This window comes from Pseudoalteromonas sp. SG43-6, from assembly GCF_014164365.1.
GTDB lineage: Bacteria > Pseudomonadota > Gammaproteobacteria > Enterobacterales > Alteromonadaceae > Pseudoalteromonas > Pseudoalteromonas rhizosphaerae.
The window spans coordinates 15,273-29,769 of sequence record NZ_JACJEZ010000027.1; the positions used below are offsets into that span (position 1 = coordinate 15,273).

The 14,497-nt window shown below is 39.8% G+C and carries 18 protein-coding genes; 13 read left to right on the plus strand and 5 right to left on the minus strand.

Annotation, left to right across the window (positions count from 1 at the left end; translation table 11 throughout):
* The first annotated feature begins 1 nt into the window (after position 1).
* Complete coding sequence (locus H5201_RS12775; RefSeq protein ID WP_182739888.1) at positions 2–547, plus strand: chorismate lyase; 546 nt, start codon at positions 2–4, stop codon at positions 545–547.
* The gene (gene ubiA, locus H5201_RS12780; protein ID WP_182718388.1) at positions 544–1,422 is read left to right on the plus strand and encodes a 4-hydroxybenzoate octaprenyltransferase; all 879 of its coding nucleotides are present in this window, start codon (positions 544–546) and stop codon (positions 1,420–1,422) included. The genes H5201_RS12775 and ubiA overlap by 4 nt, the downstream gene beginning before the upstream one ends.
* A 2-nt stretch (positions 1,423–1,424) precedes the next feature.
* On the opposite strand, the gene H5201_RS12785 is transcribed toward ubiA, so the two are convergent.
* From H5201_RS12785 to H5201_RS12800, 4 genes are all read right to left on the minus strand, one after another.
* Complete coding sequence (locus H5201_RS12785; protein WP_182718387.1) at positions 1,425–2,045, minus strand: 2OG-Fe(II) oxygenase; 621 nt, start codon at positions 2,043–2,045, stop codon at positions 1,425–1,427.
* 118 nt (positions 2,046–2,163) lie between these two features.
* Entirely contained in the window at positions 2,164–3,051 is an 888-nt protein-coding gene (locus H5201_RS12790; protein WP_149981396.1) for a LysR family transcriptional regulator, read from the minus strand.
* A gap of 120 nt (positions 3,052–3,171) precedes the next feature.
* Positions 3,172–4,695 (minus strand): DUF3369 domain-containing protein, encoded by a 1,524-nt coding sequence (locus tag H5201_RS12795; RefSeq protein WP_182784735.1) that lies wholly within the window; start codon positions 4,693–4,695, stop codon positions 3,172–3,174.
* A gap of 50 nt (positions 4,696–4,745) precedes the next feature.
* Positions 4,746–5,153, minus strand: coding sequence for a DUF2721 domain-containing protein (locus H5201_RS12800; protein WP_149981394.1), 408 nt, complete (start codon positions 5,151–5,153; stop codon positions 4,746–4,748).
* A 76-nt stretch (positions 5,154–5,229) separates the two neighbouring features.
* Between H5201_RS12800 and H5201_RS12805 the strand changes: the two genes are divergently transcribed.
* The 3 genes from H5201_RS12805 (at position 5,230) to tsaD (ending at position 7,256) form a co-directional block, all read left to right on the plus strand.
* Positions 5,230–5,586 carry a DUF2007 domain-containing protein gene (locus tag H5201_RS12805; protein WP_182718385.1) on the plus strand — a complete coding sequence of 119 codons (357 nt, stop codon included), beginning with the start codon at positions 5,230–5,232 and terminating at the stop codon, positions 5,584–5,586.
* Positions 5,579–6,169: a YjaG family protein gene (locus H5201_RS12810; protein ID WP_149981392.1), complete on the plus strand. Its 591-nt coding sequence runs from the start codon at positions 5,579–5,581 to the stop codon at positions 6,167–6,169. Before H5201_RS12805 ends, H5201_RS12810 begins: the two co-directional genes overlap by 8 nt.
* 73 nt (positions 6,170–6,242) lie before the next feature.
* Positions 6,243–7,256 carry a tRNA (adenosine(37)-N6)-threonylcarbamoyltransferase complex transferase subunit TsaD gene (tsaD, locus tag H5201_RS12815; RefSeq protein ID WP_149981391.1) on the plus strand — a complete coding sequence of 338 codons (1,014 nt, stop codon included), beginning with the start codon at positions 6,243–6,245 and terminating at the stop codon, positions 7,254–7,256.
* 2 nt (positions 7,257–7,258) lie between these two features.
* Here tsaD and plsY read toward each other — a convergent pair whose 3' ends face one another.
* The gene (gene plsY / locus H5201_RS12820; RefSeq protein ID WP_182784737.1) at positions 7,259–7,873 is read right to left on the minus strand and encodes a glycerol-3-phosphate 1-O-acyltransferase PlsY; all 615 of its coding nucleotides are present in this window, start codon (positions 7,871–7,873) and stop codon (positions 7,259–7,261) included.
* 269 nt (positions 7,874–8,142) lie between these two features.
* On the opposite strand from plsY, the gene folB reads away from it, so the two are divergent.
* The 8 genes from folB (at position 8,143) to H5201_RS12860 (ending at position 14,483) form a co-directional block, all read left to right on the plus strand.
* On the plus strand, positions 8,143–8,499 hold the full coding sequence (gene folB, locus H5201_RS12825) for a dihydroneopterin aldolase (RefSeq protein WP_145235093.1): 357 nt from the start codon (positions 8,143–8,145) through the stop codon (positions 8,497–8,499).
* 1 nt (position 8,500) lies between these two features.
* Positions 8,501–8,989: a 2-amino-4-hydroxy-6-hydroxymethyldihydropteridine diphosphokinase gene (gene folK, locus H5201_RS12830; RefSeq protein ID WP_182784740.1), complete on the plus strand. Its 489-nt coding sequence runs from the start codon at positions 8,501–8,503 to the stop codon at positions 8,987–8,989.
* A complete protein-coding gene (locus H5201_RS12835; RefSeq protein WP_182739876.1) occupies positions 8,986–9,786 on the plus strand; it encodes an undecaprenyl-diphosphate phosphatase in 801 nt (266 codons plus the stop codon). Before folK ends, H5201_RS12835 begins: the two co-directional genes overlap by 4 nt.
* Positions 9,787–10,114: 328 nt before the next feature.
* Positions 10,115–11,470: a UDP-N-acetylmuramate:L-alanyl-gamma-D-glutamyl-meso-diaminopimelate ligase gene (gene mpl / locus H5201_RS12840; RefSeq protein ID WP_182739877.1), complete on the plus strand. Its 1,356-nt coding sequence runs from the start codon at positions 10,115–10,117 to the stop codon at positions 11,468–11,470.
* 12 nt (positions 11,471–11,482) lie between these two features.
* Positions 11,483–12,106, plus strand: coding sequence for a flavin prenyltransferase UbiX (locus tag H5201_RS12845; protein ID WP_182784742.1), 624 nt, complete (start codon positions 11,483–11,485; stop codon positions 12,104–12,106).
* Positions 12,103–13,035, plus strand: coding sequence for an ABC transporter ATP-binding protein (locus H5201_RS12850; protein ID WP_145235104.1), 933 nt, complete (start codon positions 12,103–12,105; stop codon positions 13,033–13,035). The genes H5201_RS12845 and H5201_RS12850 overlap by 4 nt, the downstream gene beginning before the upstream one ends.
* Positions 13,036–13,803 carry an ABC transporter permease gene (locus tag H5201_RS12855; RefSeq protein ID WP_145235106.1) on the plus strand — a complete coding sequence of 256 codons (768 nt, stop codon included), beginning with the start codon at positions 13,036–13,038 and terminating at the stop codon, positions 13,801–13,803.
* Positions 13,803–14,483, plus strand: a complete 681-nt coding sequence (locus H5201_RS12860) for a tRNA (guanosine(46)-N(7))-methyltransferase TrmB (RefSeq protein WP_182784744.1) — start codon at positions 13,803–13,805, stop codon at positions 14,481–14,483. The genes H5201_RS12855 and H5201_RS12860 overlap by 1 nt, the downstream gene beginning before the upstream one ends.
* The last annotated feature ends 14 nt before the right edge of the window (positions 14,484–14,497 follow it).

Genomic DNA, 14,497 nt, shown 5'->3' on the forward strand with positions numbered 1-14,497 from the left:
CGTGATCACATTTCCTATTTCTGTAACTGCGGATTGGCAGTTAGGTACATCAATCAATTCTTTGTCTTGTAACGAGCAAGACTGGCTACTTGAACCCAACTCACTGACGGCTAAATTAAAAACACAGTGTGGTGAATTCTCTGTAAAAGTGCTTAGTGAGAAAGAGTTTGAATTGAGTATTTCACAACAACAATTATTAGATTGTTCACAGCGTATTGGTATTAATCGTGAAGTTTTGCTGCTTTGTGATGGCATCCCTATGGTATACGCACAAAGCTGGCTACCTGCCACCGATGATATGCAACAACAGCAATTATTGGCACTGGGTAATCGGCCTTTAGGTGATGTTATTTTTCAACATCCGGACTTAAAACGTACCGAAATTGAAATAGCACGTTTTGATTGTCAGCACCCAGTACAGCAGCTTGTTAGCCAATACTCTGCAGCTACAAAACCCTTGTGGGGGCGACGCAGTATTTTTTCGTTGGCGCAAAGCCGTTTTTTAGTAGCTGAAATATTTTTACCAGAGGCTTATCTATATTTATGAAATTTGCTGCCTTACACATTGCTCATATACCGTATTATAAGCAGTTAATGCGCACCGATAAGCCTATCGGTACTTTATTGCTGTTATGGCCTACATATTGGGCATTGTGGCTTGCAAGTGATGGTATGCCAAGCCTACTTAATTTTGTGGTATTTAGCTTTGGTGTATTTGTTATGCGCAGCGCAGGTTGTGTTATTAATGATTACGCAGATCGTAAAATTGATGGCGCGGTAAAACGCACAGCACAAAGACCCTTAGCTTCTGGCTTGGTGAGTAGTGGCGAAGCATTAAGCTTATTTTTGTTGCTTATCATAATTGCTTTCATACTGGTGTTGTTACTCAGTTGGCAAACCATATTATTGTCAGTCGGGGCATTGCTATTGGCATTTAGCTACCCATTTATGAAACGTTACACTAATTTACCGCAAATAGTGCTAGGTGCAGCTTTTGGTTGGGCTATTCCGATGGCTTTTATGGCTGCAACAGATAATATCCCACTGCTTGGCTGGTTGTTATTTATCGCTAATATTGCGTGGACTACGGCATACGATACTATGTATGCCATGGTAGACAGAGATGATGATTTGAAAATTGGCGTAAAGTCTACAGCGATATTGTTTGGTAGTGCCGATCGAATCATTATTTTTGCGCTAAATGGTGTATTTATAGGTTTGTTGGCTTTAATTGGTTATACGAGTCAATTAGCAATGCCGTATTGGCTTGGTCTATGTGTGGCATGTGGCTTTTTGGTTTACCAACAATTTCTAATTCATAGTCGTAATAGAGAGCATTGTTTTAAAGCTTTTTTAAATAATCATTATGTCGGTATGGTCGTTTTTATTGGCTTAGTGGCGTCCTTGCCATTTAATCTATAGTGTTAGCGAGGTGGATCAATAACGCCACTGATTGAAGTGTTTTTCCTAAACCAACCCGCAACTGAATAGCGATTATCAATTGTCGGCAGTACTTCATGCATAAAGCGTTCGCTTTCAAACATCACGAACGTGCCAGCTTTGGGCTGAATAGTGATTTCAACGTCTTTACTTTTAGGTTTGTAAATCACTAACTCACCACCAGATTGCACTGTATTTAAGTAAAATACAGTAGTAAATACACGGTTCGAACGCCCTTTAAATGCGTCGTAATGCTTTTTATAAAAGTCGCCATGCTGGTATTTCGCATAGTGACACTCATAATCAAATAAACCCATAAAGAAATAACGATTCAAGTTTACTCTAATATCTTCTAGCGCATTTTGATAATCAATTTGAGCTTGGCTACTACCATCAAACCAAAAGGTCTTGTCGGTGCGTATGCTCTTGTCTATTTGTAAATCCTGCTGACGGCCAATACCTGCTGATTTGAAATTGGGGTTGATACGATAACAATCTTCTATCAACGCGTTAGTCAGTGTTTCAGCAAACATATTTTCGATCACGGCGTAGCCATGAGTTTCTATGTCAGTTAAATAACGTCCAGGGATCAGGTTAAGGCTCATTAATTGTACTATATAGCAGGGAAGGCGCGTAGTTTAGCTTAAAATGATGCAAAGGTACTACTGAAGATTTAGAAACCAAGCCTGAGTTCTGCTTTAGGCTTGGTTTTCATGCTGTTACTTAAGAATTAATTGATAACGCTGTCTTTTCTATTAATGACAGGAGCTGGTTTATTGGGTCGTCAGCAGTAACTTGCTGGCTGGTTTGTACAATCAATTGCTCATGAGCTAAGTTCTTATTGGTTTTTAACTGGAGCAGATTATTATTCTCTGCGACCGAACTTGCATGTTCAATACTGCTAATTGCAACATGGTTTGATTTACACAACCCGTCCATTACTTGCTCAATACTGCCAACTTTTATACTGCTGGTCTTGTTTAAGCTATCGACAGCCTCATTCAACATAGTTTGAATTTGTTTTGATTGTGAAAAACAACTATACATAGGGTAATCATTTAAATCTTGTTTGCAAAGATTGTTCTTATTCGCAAGAGGATGGCTTTTTGCAACGAATAAAATAAGTTGATCAGGTAAGTGTATGTCATTGCCAATACTATTAACTGCTTGCGAACAAACGCTAATATCAATTTCACCTAATTGCAGTTTACGAACCAACTCACTTTGTTCTTGTAGTTGCATTTCGATTTTTACATGAGGGTATTGTGCTAAAAATTGGCCACATGAAATAGGCACTATGGCACTAGCATTATTGGTATAGCCAATCACCAGCTTTTCACTTGCACAGCCATTAACGGATTTAAATAAACGCTTTTTAGTTTCTTCGAGCTTGCTTAGAGTGTCTTGTGCGTACTCTAAAAAAAGCTCACCTTCAGTTGTTAGCTTCACGGAGCGAGTCGAGCGTTTGACTAATTCATAGCCAACTTCATCTTCTAAAGTCTGAATACTGCGCGTCAATGCTGAGGTACTAATTTTTGTTGTTTCGGCCGCTTGGCGAAAATGTCGTAGCTGGCCTAAAGCTACAAATTGCTCTAATTGTTCAAATCTCACTTTTATAGTCCTTTGTATAAGTAAGCCGCACTACTGGCGAACATAATTGATATTATTTTAATAGATAGTAATCCATTGTACCCAATTTGAAAAGCGCATTTCACACAATTGTTACAAGTATCAGTTAGGGTAACGCTCTTTTATCTCCAAAAAAAGTGTTAAATTGTTAATAAATATGTCTACAAGTTTTGGCTCAAACTGTTTGCCACTTTGTTTCTTGAGCAAATCGAGTACTTCTTCAAGTGGCCAAGCTTTTTTATAGCAACGATCACTGCCAAGGGCATCAAAAACATCCGCTAGAGCTGTAATACGACCAACAATGTGAATATCTTTACCTGCAAGTTGATTAGGATAGCCTGAGCCGTCCCATTTCTCATGATGTGTATGAGCAATGATTGAACCACATTTTAATATTTCGTTATTCGAATTCTTTAGAATATCATAACCAACTTCGGCGTGAGTTTGCATAATCGCCCACTCTTGCTCATCAAGCTTACCGGGTTTATTGAGAATATGATCTGGAATACTTATTTTTCCAATATCGTGCAAGGGGGAGGCGAGTTTTATTACTTCACACTCAAAGTTATTTAAGCCATATAACTTACCTAACAGTTCACTATAGTGTGCAACTCTTTTGACATGTGAACCGGTTTCTTTTGAGCGTTTTTCAACGGCTTCACCGAGAATATACGATAGCTCTTTTTGCGAATCTTTCATCATGTCGCGTAATTTCAAGTTATCGTAAGCCAGAGCAATATTGTTGGCAAAAAACTCCAAAAGCTGATAATCGGTGGTTCCTAATAACGAGCCTTTGCGCACATACAACATCGTTTCGAGACCCGCTTGAGTTGGAAAGTAGCCAATGTAGTCATGCATGGTTTTTTGAGATGATTTGCGATTGTGTGCTTCAACAAATAATTGCTTTACATCTTCGGGGATCATATCGGCATTAGGTTCAGGCTCAACACCTGAAGCTGCCAGTAGCTTAAAATCAGTGGCTGGGGATGTTTGTTGGTTAACAGCTGCGGCACAATAAATTTCAGTGTCATCTAAGCCCATAACATTGGTTACATGGGATAAAATTGTTGATGCAAATTCATGGACACTATCACATTTTAAAAATGAGCTAGAAGCGTTGATTATTTTTTCAAGGCCTTTTCTATGACGCTCAATAATTTGAATATCACGATGTGAACGCAGAGCTGAATACAATAATGTTTTCATTTTTATTGCCGTCAGCTCGGTTTTATTTTTGTAATCGTTAATATCGTATTCACGGATCACCGCTTCTTCAGGGGCTTCGCCAGGTTGACCCGTTCGAAGAATAAGGCGGATGTCGTGGTTATTGATATCATCACGGATAAATTTTATTAAGTCTAAACCTGCATGGCTAGTTTCCATTACCACGTCGATTAAACCAACCGAAAAATCGAGATTTTGTTGCAATAATTCTTTTGCGGCTTTCGCTGAATAGGCATGATGTAAACACAAAGCTTTATCTTCAAAGGTAAAGCCAGATAGTACAAGTTTAGTGACTTGGTGAATATCATCCTCATCATCGACCACAAGGATATTCCAGAACGCTTGTGGTGACTGAGCTTCTGACTCTTCAATGACATTTTCTGAAAATAAAAAGTCGTTCACGTTTACACCTTTAGTTTAATCATCCTGCTAAAGAGTATAGTGCTTGTTTTTTAGTCTGCCTTGTTGCTCAGTGGTTTTTTTTCAATGTTTTTAAGCTCAATTTCAATCGCATCACATGAAATATGTATTTCATATAAAGAGGTTAGCAACGATAGCGCAAGGCTGGCTAAGCTAATACCAAATAAAATTACGCCAGTGGTTTTAAACTCAATAAATAATGCAAACATTGAGAATGTACACATTAAAAAAGAAGCAACGCCATAGACTTGCATAGTTCGAATGAGTCTAATACGTTTCCTTAGGTTAGTAATTTGTGCAACGACTAATGGTCGAATAGTGTCACCTTCACGGGCATTAAGTTCACGAATTAATTGTGCTAGCACTAAAAAACGATTGGTATATGCTAATAACAATAAAGAAATTGCAGGGAACAGCAGTCCAGGTGTCGTGAGGGTCATGATTATTTCCTATATAACAATTACTTCGCTTAGAGTAGCTTAGGGTAATTTAATCGCAAAGTAAAAGAGGTTGTCATTGCAAAATAAAATAAATAACAACAATACAGAGCAACCCCCATTTCAATGGTTAACAATCTATTGCGCTGCAAATGCGGTAGAGGCAAACATTGTCAAAGGGTTATTACTTAACAGCAATATTGAGTGTCAGTTACTCGGTGAGTCCTTACAAGGAGCCGTTGGCGAAATACCTTTAGATCAAACCCAAGTGAGAGTGCAGGTTTTTGTGATTAAAGAGCGCCAGGCGCGGCAAATATTGGTAAACTACACTCAAGTACAACAATCCGCTCCTGATTGGGTATGCCCCAACTGTAACGAGCATAATGGGCCAACATTTGAAATTTGTTGGTCTTGCAGGACACCAAATAATGACTAAAGCGAATAATTTTCAGCGTATAAGAGAGCTTAACTATTTGCAACAAGCGGTACTGGCAGCAGCATTAATTGAACGTATGCTACCTAATTATGGTTTATTTAGTGAAGCAACAGGATTTGGTGACGAAGCTATTTTGCGTAGTGCACTTAATTTGTGTTGGGAAAAAATCTTACTGCCGAAAAGTAAAATAAGCCTTGAAAAGCAAATTGAGAAAATAGAGCCTAATGTTCCAGAACTCACTGATTTTGATATGTTCGGTACTTATCCAGCGATAGATGCCGCCACTGCCTTATTAGGTTTAATGCATGGTTTAATTGCCAAAGATGAGCAAGAATTTATCAGCATTAGTAAAATCTCTCAGGCGACTGTTGCGCGTTTTATTGAATATCAATTAACGGTTGAAGGTGAACTGGCTGATAATACAGCAGTACGTGAACATCCGTTAATGCAATACGAAATTGAAGTGTTAGGCGAGTTAATTGATTTTGTTGAGCAGATGGGCAGAGTAACAGCTGAAAATGTGAAAGCGTTAAAGCAACACGCTATCGCTGATGGACAAACAAACATTGGTATTACACTTTAAGTAACCAGAAACTCTGGTTAATAGATTTATTTTAAGAATTTAAAAGTGCCAAAGGGCATGGGAGAAAACTGCAGTGCGAATTTTAGGCATTGAATCGTCGTGTGATGAAACGGGAATTGCAATCTATGATGATGAACAAGGTTTACTTGCTCATCAACTCTATAGCCAAGTAAAAGTGCATGCAGATTATGGCGGTGTAGTGCCTGAACTTGCATCTCGAGATCATGTTCGTAAAACCTTGCCATTAATCGATGCTGCTTTTGCACAGGCCGGTTGCGGACCTGAAGATATCGATGGTATTGCTTACACTGCAGGCCCAGGACTGGTGGGAGCATTATTAGTGGGTACTTCAATTGGACGCTCACTTGCCTATGGTTGGAATATTCCAGCAGTGGCGGTGCATCATATGGAGGGCCATCTACTGGCGCCCATGCTTGAAGAAAACGTGCCTGAATTTCCGTTTATTGCTTTACTTGTATCAGGTGGACACACCATGATGGTTAAAGTCGCTGGGATTGGTCAATATGAAGTATTGGGTGAATCGGTAGATGATGCCGCAGGTGAAGCATTTGATAAAACAGCTAAGTTACTTGGTTTAGATTACCCAGGTGGGCCACGGTTAGCTAAACTTGCTGAGCAAGGTGTTTCTAAGCGCTTTATTTTCCCACGACCAATGACAGATAAACCGGGCCTTGACTTTAGTTTTAGCGGCTTGAAAACGGCGGCTGCAATTACTATTCGTAATAATGACGATGATCAGCAAACCAAAGCAGATATCGCTCATGCGTTTCAAACCGCAGTTATTGATACATTAGTTATTAAATGTAAGCGTGCTTTAAAGCAAACGGGTATAAATCGCTTAGTAATTGCCGGTGGTGTAAGCGCCAATATAAAGCTACGTGCGCAACTAGAGCGGGTAATGCAAGGCATGAAAGGACAGGTTTATTATCCGCGCACAGAGTTTTGTACTGATAATGGTGCCATGATCGCCTATGCGGGTATGCAGCGCTTAAAGGCTGGGCAGTTTGCCAGCCTTGATATGAAAACGAGACCACGTTGGCCGATAGATAGTTTAGAGGCTATTTAAATTTAAGTATTGTTATCATCTTTAGTTGGTGGCGTTTTTTTGTCACCAATTTTAGGTTCTTTGCCACTAAATAAACGTTTAATATTGGCGTGGTGGCGAAAGATAATCAAAATAGTTAAAAATGTTACTGGTAAGGTATAAAGCGGTTTGATCCACCAAGTGTATAATGGCGTTAAAGAAACGGCGACTAATGCCCCAAGTGACGAATAGCGTGTAATAGCAACAACAGCCACCCAGGTTGAAATTAATAACCCGCCTAACAACAAGCCAATGGGTAGCAATGTTCCAAACGCAGTTGCAACTGCTTTACCGCCTTTAAAGTGAAAGAATACCGGAAACATATGTCCTAAACATGCAGCAACCCCTATCAATCCCAGCATTAGTGGTTCAAGTTGTAAAAAATAAGCGCCCCAGACAGGAATAGTCCCTTTGAGAATATCAAACACTAAGACTAAGCAGGCTGGAACAGCGCCACCAAGACGATAAACATTAGTTGCGCCTGGGTTGTTTGAGCCATTGCTGCGAGGATCGGGTAGTTTAAACAGCCGAGACACTAGAATGGCTGATGAAATCGACCCGAGTAAATAGGCTAAAACTAACATTAAAACGGCTATCACGCGCTTCCTTATTTTTTAATCGCAGTTTTTCGGCTATCATTGGCCGCAAAAATTGCATTCATACTTTTCGTGGTTCAAATAGCAGATACATAATGTATCTATACGCTTATATCATATGGGTAATTTTTACATGATGTACCTATAGGCTATTGTATGGGTAATTTTTACATAATAAAACACAGTTAAAGTGTATAAAGGCTATAAATGCAAATTATAGCCGATGTAGACTCAAGTCAATGAGTTTTAAGTTTTTGCCAGTTGGAGCAGTTATGGATAAGGTTTTTATATCGCAACTACATGTTGACACTATCATAGGCGTGTACGATTTTGAAAAAGAAACTAAACAGAGTTTGTATTTTGATATCGAGATGCTGTGTGATATTAAACCCGCAGCAAAAACCGATGACATTGCCTTAGCACTTGATTACGCAAAGGTAAGTGAGAGAGTAATCGCGCACACGACAGCAAAGCCTGTTGAGTTATTGGAGACCTTAGTAGAGCAACTAGCGGCTATCATTTTAACCGAGTTTGCTACAACACAAGTTACCATTCGAGTTAGTAAACCCGCAGCCGTCGCGCAAGCACGCACTGTAGGTGTTGAAATTACCCGACTCAAGGCACGTTAAGATGGCGCAAATTTATATTAGCCTTGGCTCTAATGTTGATAAAGAACATTATATCCGCCAAGCGTTAATTGCCCTAAAAGCACACCTTATAGAATTCGAGCATTCCAGTGTCTTTGAAAGCGAAGCAGTTGGCTTTGCAGGTAATAACTTTTACAACTTAGTCATTGGTGCACAAACACAGATACCGCTTCCCCAGTTATGTCAGTTACTCAAACAGATTGAACGAGAGAATGGTCGTACAAATAATGATAAAAAATTTAGCCCGCGTACACTCGATCTAGATTTACTGTTTTACGATGATGTAGTGTGTGATTCTCCTGCACAGTTACCCCGTGATGAAATCACCAAGAATGCCTTTGTTCTTCAGCCTTTGGCAGAAATAGCTCCCGATTTTTATCATCCTACAGCAAAGCAAACAATCGCTCAGTTGTGGGATACTTACAACAACCCCAAGCAAAAACTATGGAAGGTGGAGTTTACTAACCCATGAGTATTATCGAAATTATTGTTTTAGCCCTGATCCAGGGATTAACTGAGTTTTTACCTATTTCAAGCTCAGCTCACCTCATTCTCCCTTCACAAATTCTTGGCTGGCAAGATCAAGGCCTTGCCTTTGATGTTGCTGTGCATGTAGGCACGCTGATTGCCGTAATAATTTACTTCAGAAAAGAAGTTGTCGAAATACTTGCTGCATGGTTTAAATCATTTGGTGCACAAGGTACAACAGATGATAGTAAACTTGGCTGGTGGATTATTTTAGGCACTATACCAGCCGCTGTACTGGGTTTAATTTTTAAAGACTTAATCGAGCTCTATTTACGCAGTGCGTGGGTAATTGCAATCACCACTATTTTGTTTGGTTTATTACTTTGGTATGCCGACGTAAAAGGTAAGCAAACTAAAACAATTTATCAATTAACTTGGAAATCAGCACTGATGATCGGTATGGCGCAAGCGATGGCGATGATCCCAGGTACATCACGCTCGGGTATTACGATGACCGCCGGTTTAATGCTGGGGATGAATAAACAAAGCGCTGCGCGTTTTTCATTTTTACTCGCAATTCCAGTGATCTCAATGATGGGCTTGTATTACACCATTGAGCTGGCATTAGGGGATCATATAGTTGATTGGACAACATTAATTTTAGGCGCTGGTTTATCGTTTCTCTCTGCGTATGCGTGTATTTTCCTGTTCTTAAAAATAATCGAACGTATGGGGATGATGCCATTTGTTATCTATCGATTATTATTGGGTGTGGGTTTAATTGTTTTTTTGATGATGTAACGCTAGGTTTATAAAAGATCAATAAAAACGCCTTAACTCAATGAGCTAAGGCGTTTTTTTATAAGCCAAATGCACCTTAAATTAGAAAGTGTATTTTGCACCCATCGATAAGCGACCTTTCCAGCGAGGCTCTGCAATTACATCTACATTTGAGCGGTTAAGCATAAGTAAGGGAATTATTTAACTTATATACTTATTCGTTGTTATTTAGCACAAGTGTTGTGTTAGATGGCAATGGTAACTGAGCGCTATTTTTGGCATTATGGCATCTCATTTATTATCTATTTTTTAGCGCTGCGTAAGCTATGTGTGGCGGCAAAGGAATAATATGCATATTCATATTTTAGGCATTTGCGGCACCTTTATGGGTGGTATTGCAGCGATAGCTAAGTCGCTAGGTCATACAGTCACGGGCTCTGATCTAAACGTATATCCGCCAATGAGCACGCAACTTGAAGAGCTTGGTATTAAATTAACCCAAGGCTATGATGTCTCTCAGTTAGAACCTGCACCAGATATGGTGATTATTGGCAATGCAATGAGTCGTGGTAACCCATGTGTTGAATATGTATTGGACAAGGGCTTAGCGTATACTTCTGGCCCTGAATGGTTAAAGCATAATTTATTGCAAAACTCCTGGGTACTGGCGGTTGCTGGAACTCATGGTAAAACTACCACTGCAAGCATGCTGGCATGGATTTTAGAATACGCGGGTTTAAAGCCAGGGTTTTTGATTGGCGGTATCGTGCAAAATTTTGGTTTGTCGGCACGGGTTGGCGAAACGCCATTTTTTGTAATTGAAGCTGATGAATACGACACTGCATTTTTTGATAAACGCAGTAAGTTTGTTCATTACTTACCGCGCACACTGATTTTAAACAATCTTGAGTTTGATCATGCTGATATTTTTGAAGATTTAAACGCTATTAAAAAACAATTTCATCATTTGATGCGTACACTACCAAGTAGCGGCAAAGTTATTTGGCCACAACAAGACGATGCTCTGCAAGATGTAATTAACCAAGGCTGTTGGAGCGAAAGTGAAACACTGGGCGCTGATTGGGGATATGAGCTGATTAATGCCGATGGCAGTGAATTTGCAGTGTTACTCAATGATGAATACCAAGGCTCAGTAAAATGGCAAGCGTTTGGTGGGCACAATGTTAAAAACGCTATTATGGCTATTGCTGCCGCGCGCCATGTCGGGATTGCAATTGAACATAGCATTGCAGGGTTAGGGGAATTTATTAGTCCTAAACGTAGGATGGAGCTAAAAGCCGATATTGCCAATATTAAAGTGTATGACGACTTTGCTCATCACCCAACAGCTATCACTACAACGCTTGCTGGGTTGCGTGCAAAAGTAGGCAATGAAAAAATTATTGCGATATTAGAGCCGCGCTCAAACACTATGAAAATGGGTGTACATCAACATACGTTATTGGCGTCATTAGCTGATGCTGATGATGTGTATTTATTCGAGCCAGATAATTTAACCTGGTCATTAAGTGAGCAAGCCAAACAGGCTGGTATGTTATGCTTGAGTAATACCGATGAGATCGTTGAACAAGTGGTCTCCCAAGCGCAACCGCAACAACATATTTTGATCATGAGTAATGGTGGCTTTAATGGTCTCCACAACACATTGATAACAGCTTTGCAGCATAAATTTATCCAGCAATAAACCGGAGCGACAGTGCAATATAAAGAAACCATAACGCTGGCCTTTAGTGGTGCGTCAGGCGCGCCATATGGCTTACGATTACTTGAAGTATTGCTCGCGCAGCAGTTTCGCGTGTATGTATTGATCTCAAGCGCGGCGCGTGTAGTGCTAGATACTGAATCAAACATTAAATTATCAGCCAATGAAGATAAAGCCACCGAACAATTAAGTAGCTTATTTAAATCACAGCCAGGGCAGTTACAAGTATTTGGTAAAGATAACTGGTTTAGCCCTGTGGCGTCTGGCTCTGCAGCGCCGAAAAAAATGGTCGTGTGCCCGTGTAGTGCAGGCTCGGTCTCTGCAATAGCGATGGGGGCCTCTGATAATTTATTAGAGCGCGCCGCTGATGTCGTGATTAAAGAGCGTGGTCAGTTAATTTTAGTGCCACGAGAAACGCCATTTAGTGAAATCCATTTAGAAAACATGCTAAAGCTCGCAAAGCTCGGGGTAACAATTATGCCAGCTGCACCGGGGTTTTATCATCAACCGCAAACCATTAACGACTTAGTTGATTTTATGGTTGCACGTATTTTAGATCATTTAAATATTGAACATACGCTAACTAAACGTTGGGGTTATGGGGAGGGTAAATCATGAGTAAAGCATTGGCTTTGAATATTGAAGGCCTTACCAAAGTATATAAAAATGGTGTTGAAGCCGTTAAAGGCGTTGATCTAAAAGTATATGAAGGTGATTTTTTTGCCTTGTTAGGCCCAAATGGCGCGGGTAAGTCAACTACCATTGGCGTGATCTCATCATTGGTTAATAAAACCAAAGGCTTAGTAGAGGTGTTTGGTCACAACATAGATTCAGATTTAGAAGCAGCTAAATCACAACTAGGCTTAGTGCCACAAGAATTTAACTTTAGCCAGTTTGAAACGTTGACGCAAATACTGGTAAATCAAGCGGGTTATTACGGAGTTCCCCGTAAGGTGGCGCATCAACGAGCGGATAAATATTTAGCTCAATTAGGCTTACTTGAAAAGAAAGACAAACAAGCACGAACACTATCAGGCGGTATGAAACGTCGTTTAATGATTGCTCGCGCGTTAATGCATGAACCAAAACTGCTAATTTTAGATGAGCCAACCGCCGGTGTTGATATTGAATTACGCCGTTCGATGTGGGATTTTTTAAGACAAATTAATGAGCAGGGGGTGACGATTATTCTCACCACTCACTACTTAGAAGAAGCCGAGCTTCTGTGTAAAAATATCGCGATCATTGATTCCGGCATTATCGTTGAAAACACCACCATTAAAGCACTGCTTGCCAAGTTAGATAAAGAAACTTTTATTCTTGATTTAAAACAGCCTGTCCAGCCAGTTACCGTTACGCTTGATGGTTATAAGTTTACTATGGCTGATGATCATACTATTGAGGTTGAAGTAGCCAAATCACAGGGCTTGAATGCAGTATTTACAGCATTAACCGAGCAGGGCAATACCGTGCTTAGCATGCGTAATAAAGCTAACCGATTAGAAGAGTTGTTTGTAGGTTTACTAGAGCAAGGGCGGGGCAAGTAGATGTTTAAATATGGCGTAGCCTTAAAGAGTTTATGGTTTAAAGAGTGTATTCGATTTTTGCGTATCTGGGTACAAACACTCGTGCCGCCGGCAATCACTATGAGTTTGTACTTTGTGATTTTCGGTAATCTTATAGGCTCTCGTATTGGTGATATGGGTGGCTTTAGTTATATGGAGTTTATTGTTCCGGGTCTTATCATGATGTCGGTGATCACTAATTCGTATTCTAATGTGGCATCAAGCTTTTATTCAACCAAGTTTCAAAAAAGCATTGAAGAGCTGTTAGTTGCACCCGTGCCTAATTATATTATTGTGCTTGGCTATATGGGCGGTGGTATGACCCGTGGCATGCTGGTGGGATTAATTGTTACGTGTGTGTCGTTATTATTTGTGGATATTCAAATCCATAATATTTTTGTGATCATCGCGACAGTAATTTTAACTTCTGCGGTATTTGCTTTAGGCGGTTTGATCAATGCTATTTATGCTAATAGCTTTGACGATATCAGTATAATTCCGACCTTTATTTTAACGCCATTGACCTATCTAGGTGGTGTGTTTTACTCAATCACTTTATTGCCAGAGTTTTGGCAAGGCGTATCGCAGGTTAATCCAATTATTTATATGGTTAATGCCTTTAGGTATGGTTTCTTAGGCGTGTCGGATGTTGATTTAACGGTCGCATTTGGCGTGTTGTTATTATTTATTACAGCCTTATTTATATTAGCTTTAACGTTAATTAAAAAAGGTGTGGGGTTAAGACACTAATGAGTGATGCAAATTCACGAAGTATTGTATCGAATCAACAAGGCTTACATGAAAAGCTGGATGATATAGTTAATAAGCATTTAACTGCCCAGTTTAAAAAACCCATTGCAGCACATACGCAAACGGCGTTTGATCAAGTAAATGAAAAAGTGCAGGCTTTTAATGGGCCCATTATTTTAGATTCGTGTTGTGGGGTAGGGGAAAGCACGGCTAATTTAGCGAAACGACACCCTGATGCGTTAGTTATAGGTATTGATAAGTCATCGCATCGTTTAGATAAGCATGACATTGAATATAAACAAACCGATTCAGGTCAGTACATTTTAGTGCAAGCCGATTTAAATGACTTTTGGCGACTCGCAGTGGCGGCTAATTGGCAACCCACACATCATTATTTGCTGTATCCAAATCCGTGGCCAAAAGCGAAGCATATTCAACGTCGCTGGCATGGCGCTGCTATTTTTCCATTTATCGTTAAATTAGGTGGGCTGTTAGAAGTTCGCAGCAATTGGGATATTTATGTGAAAGAGTTTGCTCAAGCACTCAAACTCACCGGACATGACTGCACAGTAGAGCTTTATCAAAATGATTTGGCAGTTACGCCATTTGAACGTAAATATTGGGCAAGTGGTCAACAAAGTCACCGTTTAGTAATTAATTTAGATCCTGGCTCGAAATAAAAATTAAGTATTTT

Coding starts and splice junctions, on each gene's coding strand:
- ubiA (WP_182718388.1), top strand. CDS start 544: ATGAAATTTGCTGCCTTACACATTGCTCATATACCGTATTATAAGCAG.
- H5201_RS12810 (WP_149981392.1), top strand. CDS start 5,579: ATGACTAAAGCGAATAATTTTCAGCGTATAAGAGAGCTTAACTATTTG.
- folB (WP_145235093.1), top strand. CDS start 8,143: ATGGATAAGGTTTTTATATCGCAACTACATGTTGACACTATCATAGGC.
- folK (WP_182784740.1), top strand. CDS start 8,501: ATGGCGCAAATTTATATTAGCCTTGGCTCTAATGTTGATAAAGAACAT.
- H5201_RS12835 (WP_182739876.1), top strand. CDS start 8,986: ATGAGTATTATCGAAATTATTGTTTTAGCCCTGATCCAGGGATTAACT.
- H5201_RS12860 (WP_182784744.1), top strand. CDS start 13,803: ATGAGTGATGCAAATTCACGAAGTATTGTATCGAATCAACAAGGCTTA.
- H5201_RS12850 (WP_145235104.1), top strand. CDS start 12,103: ATGAGTAAAGCATTGGCTTTGAATATTGAAGGCCTTACCAAAGTATAT.
- H5201_RS12800 (WP_149981394.1), bottom strand. CDS start 5,153: ATGACCCTCACGACACCTGGACTGCTGTTCCCTGCAATTTCTTTATTG.
- H5201_RS12785 (WP_182718387.1), bottom strand. CDS start 2,045: ATGAGCCTTAACCTGATCCCTGGACGTTATTTAACTGACATAGAAACT.
- H5201_RS12855 (WP_145235106.1), top strand. CDS start 13,036: ATGTTTAAATATGGCGTAGCCTTAAAGAGTTTATGGTTTAAAGAGTGT.
- mpl (WP_182739877.1), top strand. CDS start 10,115: ATGCATATTCATATTTTAGGCATTTGCGGCACCTTTATGGGTGGTATT.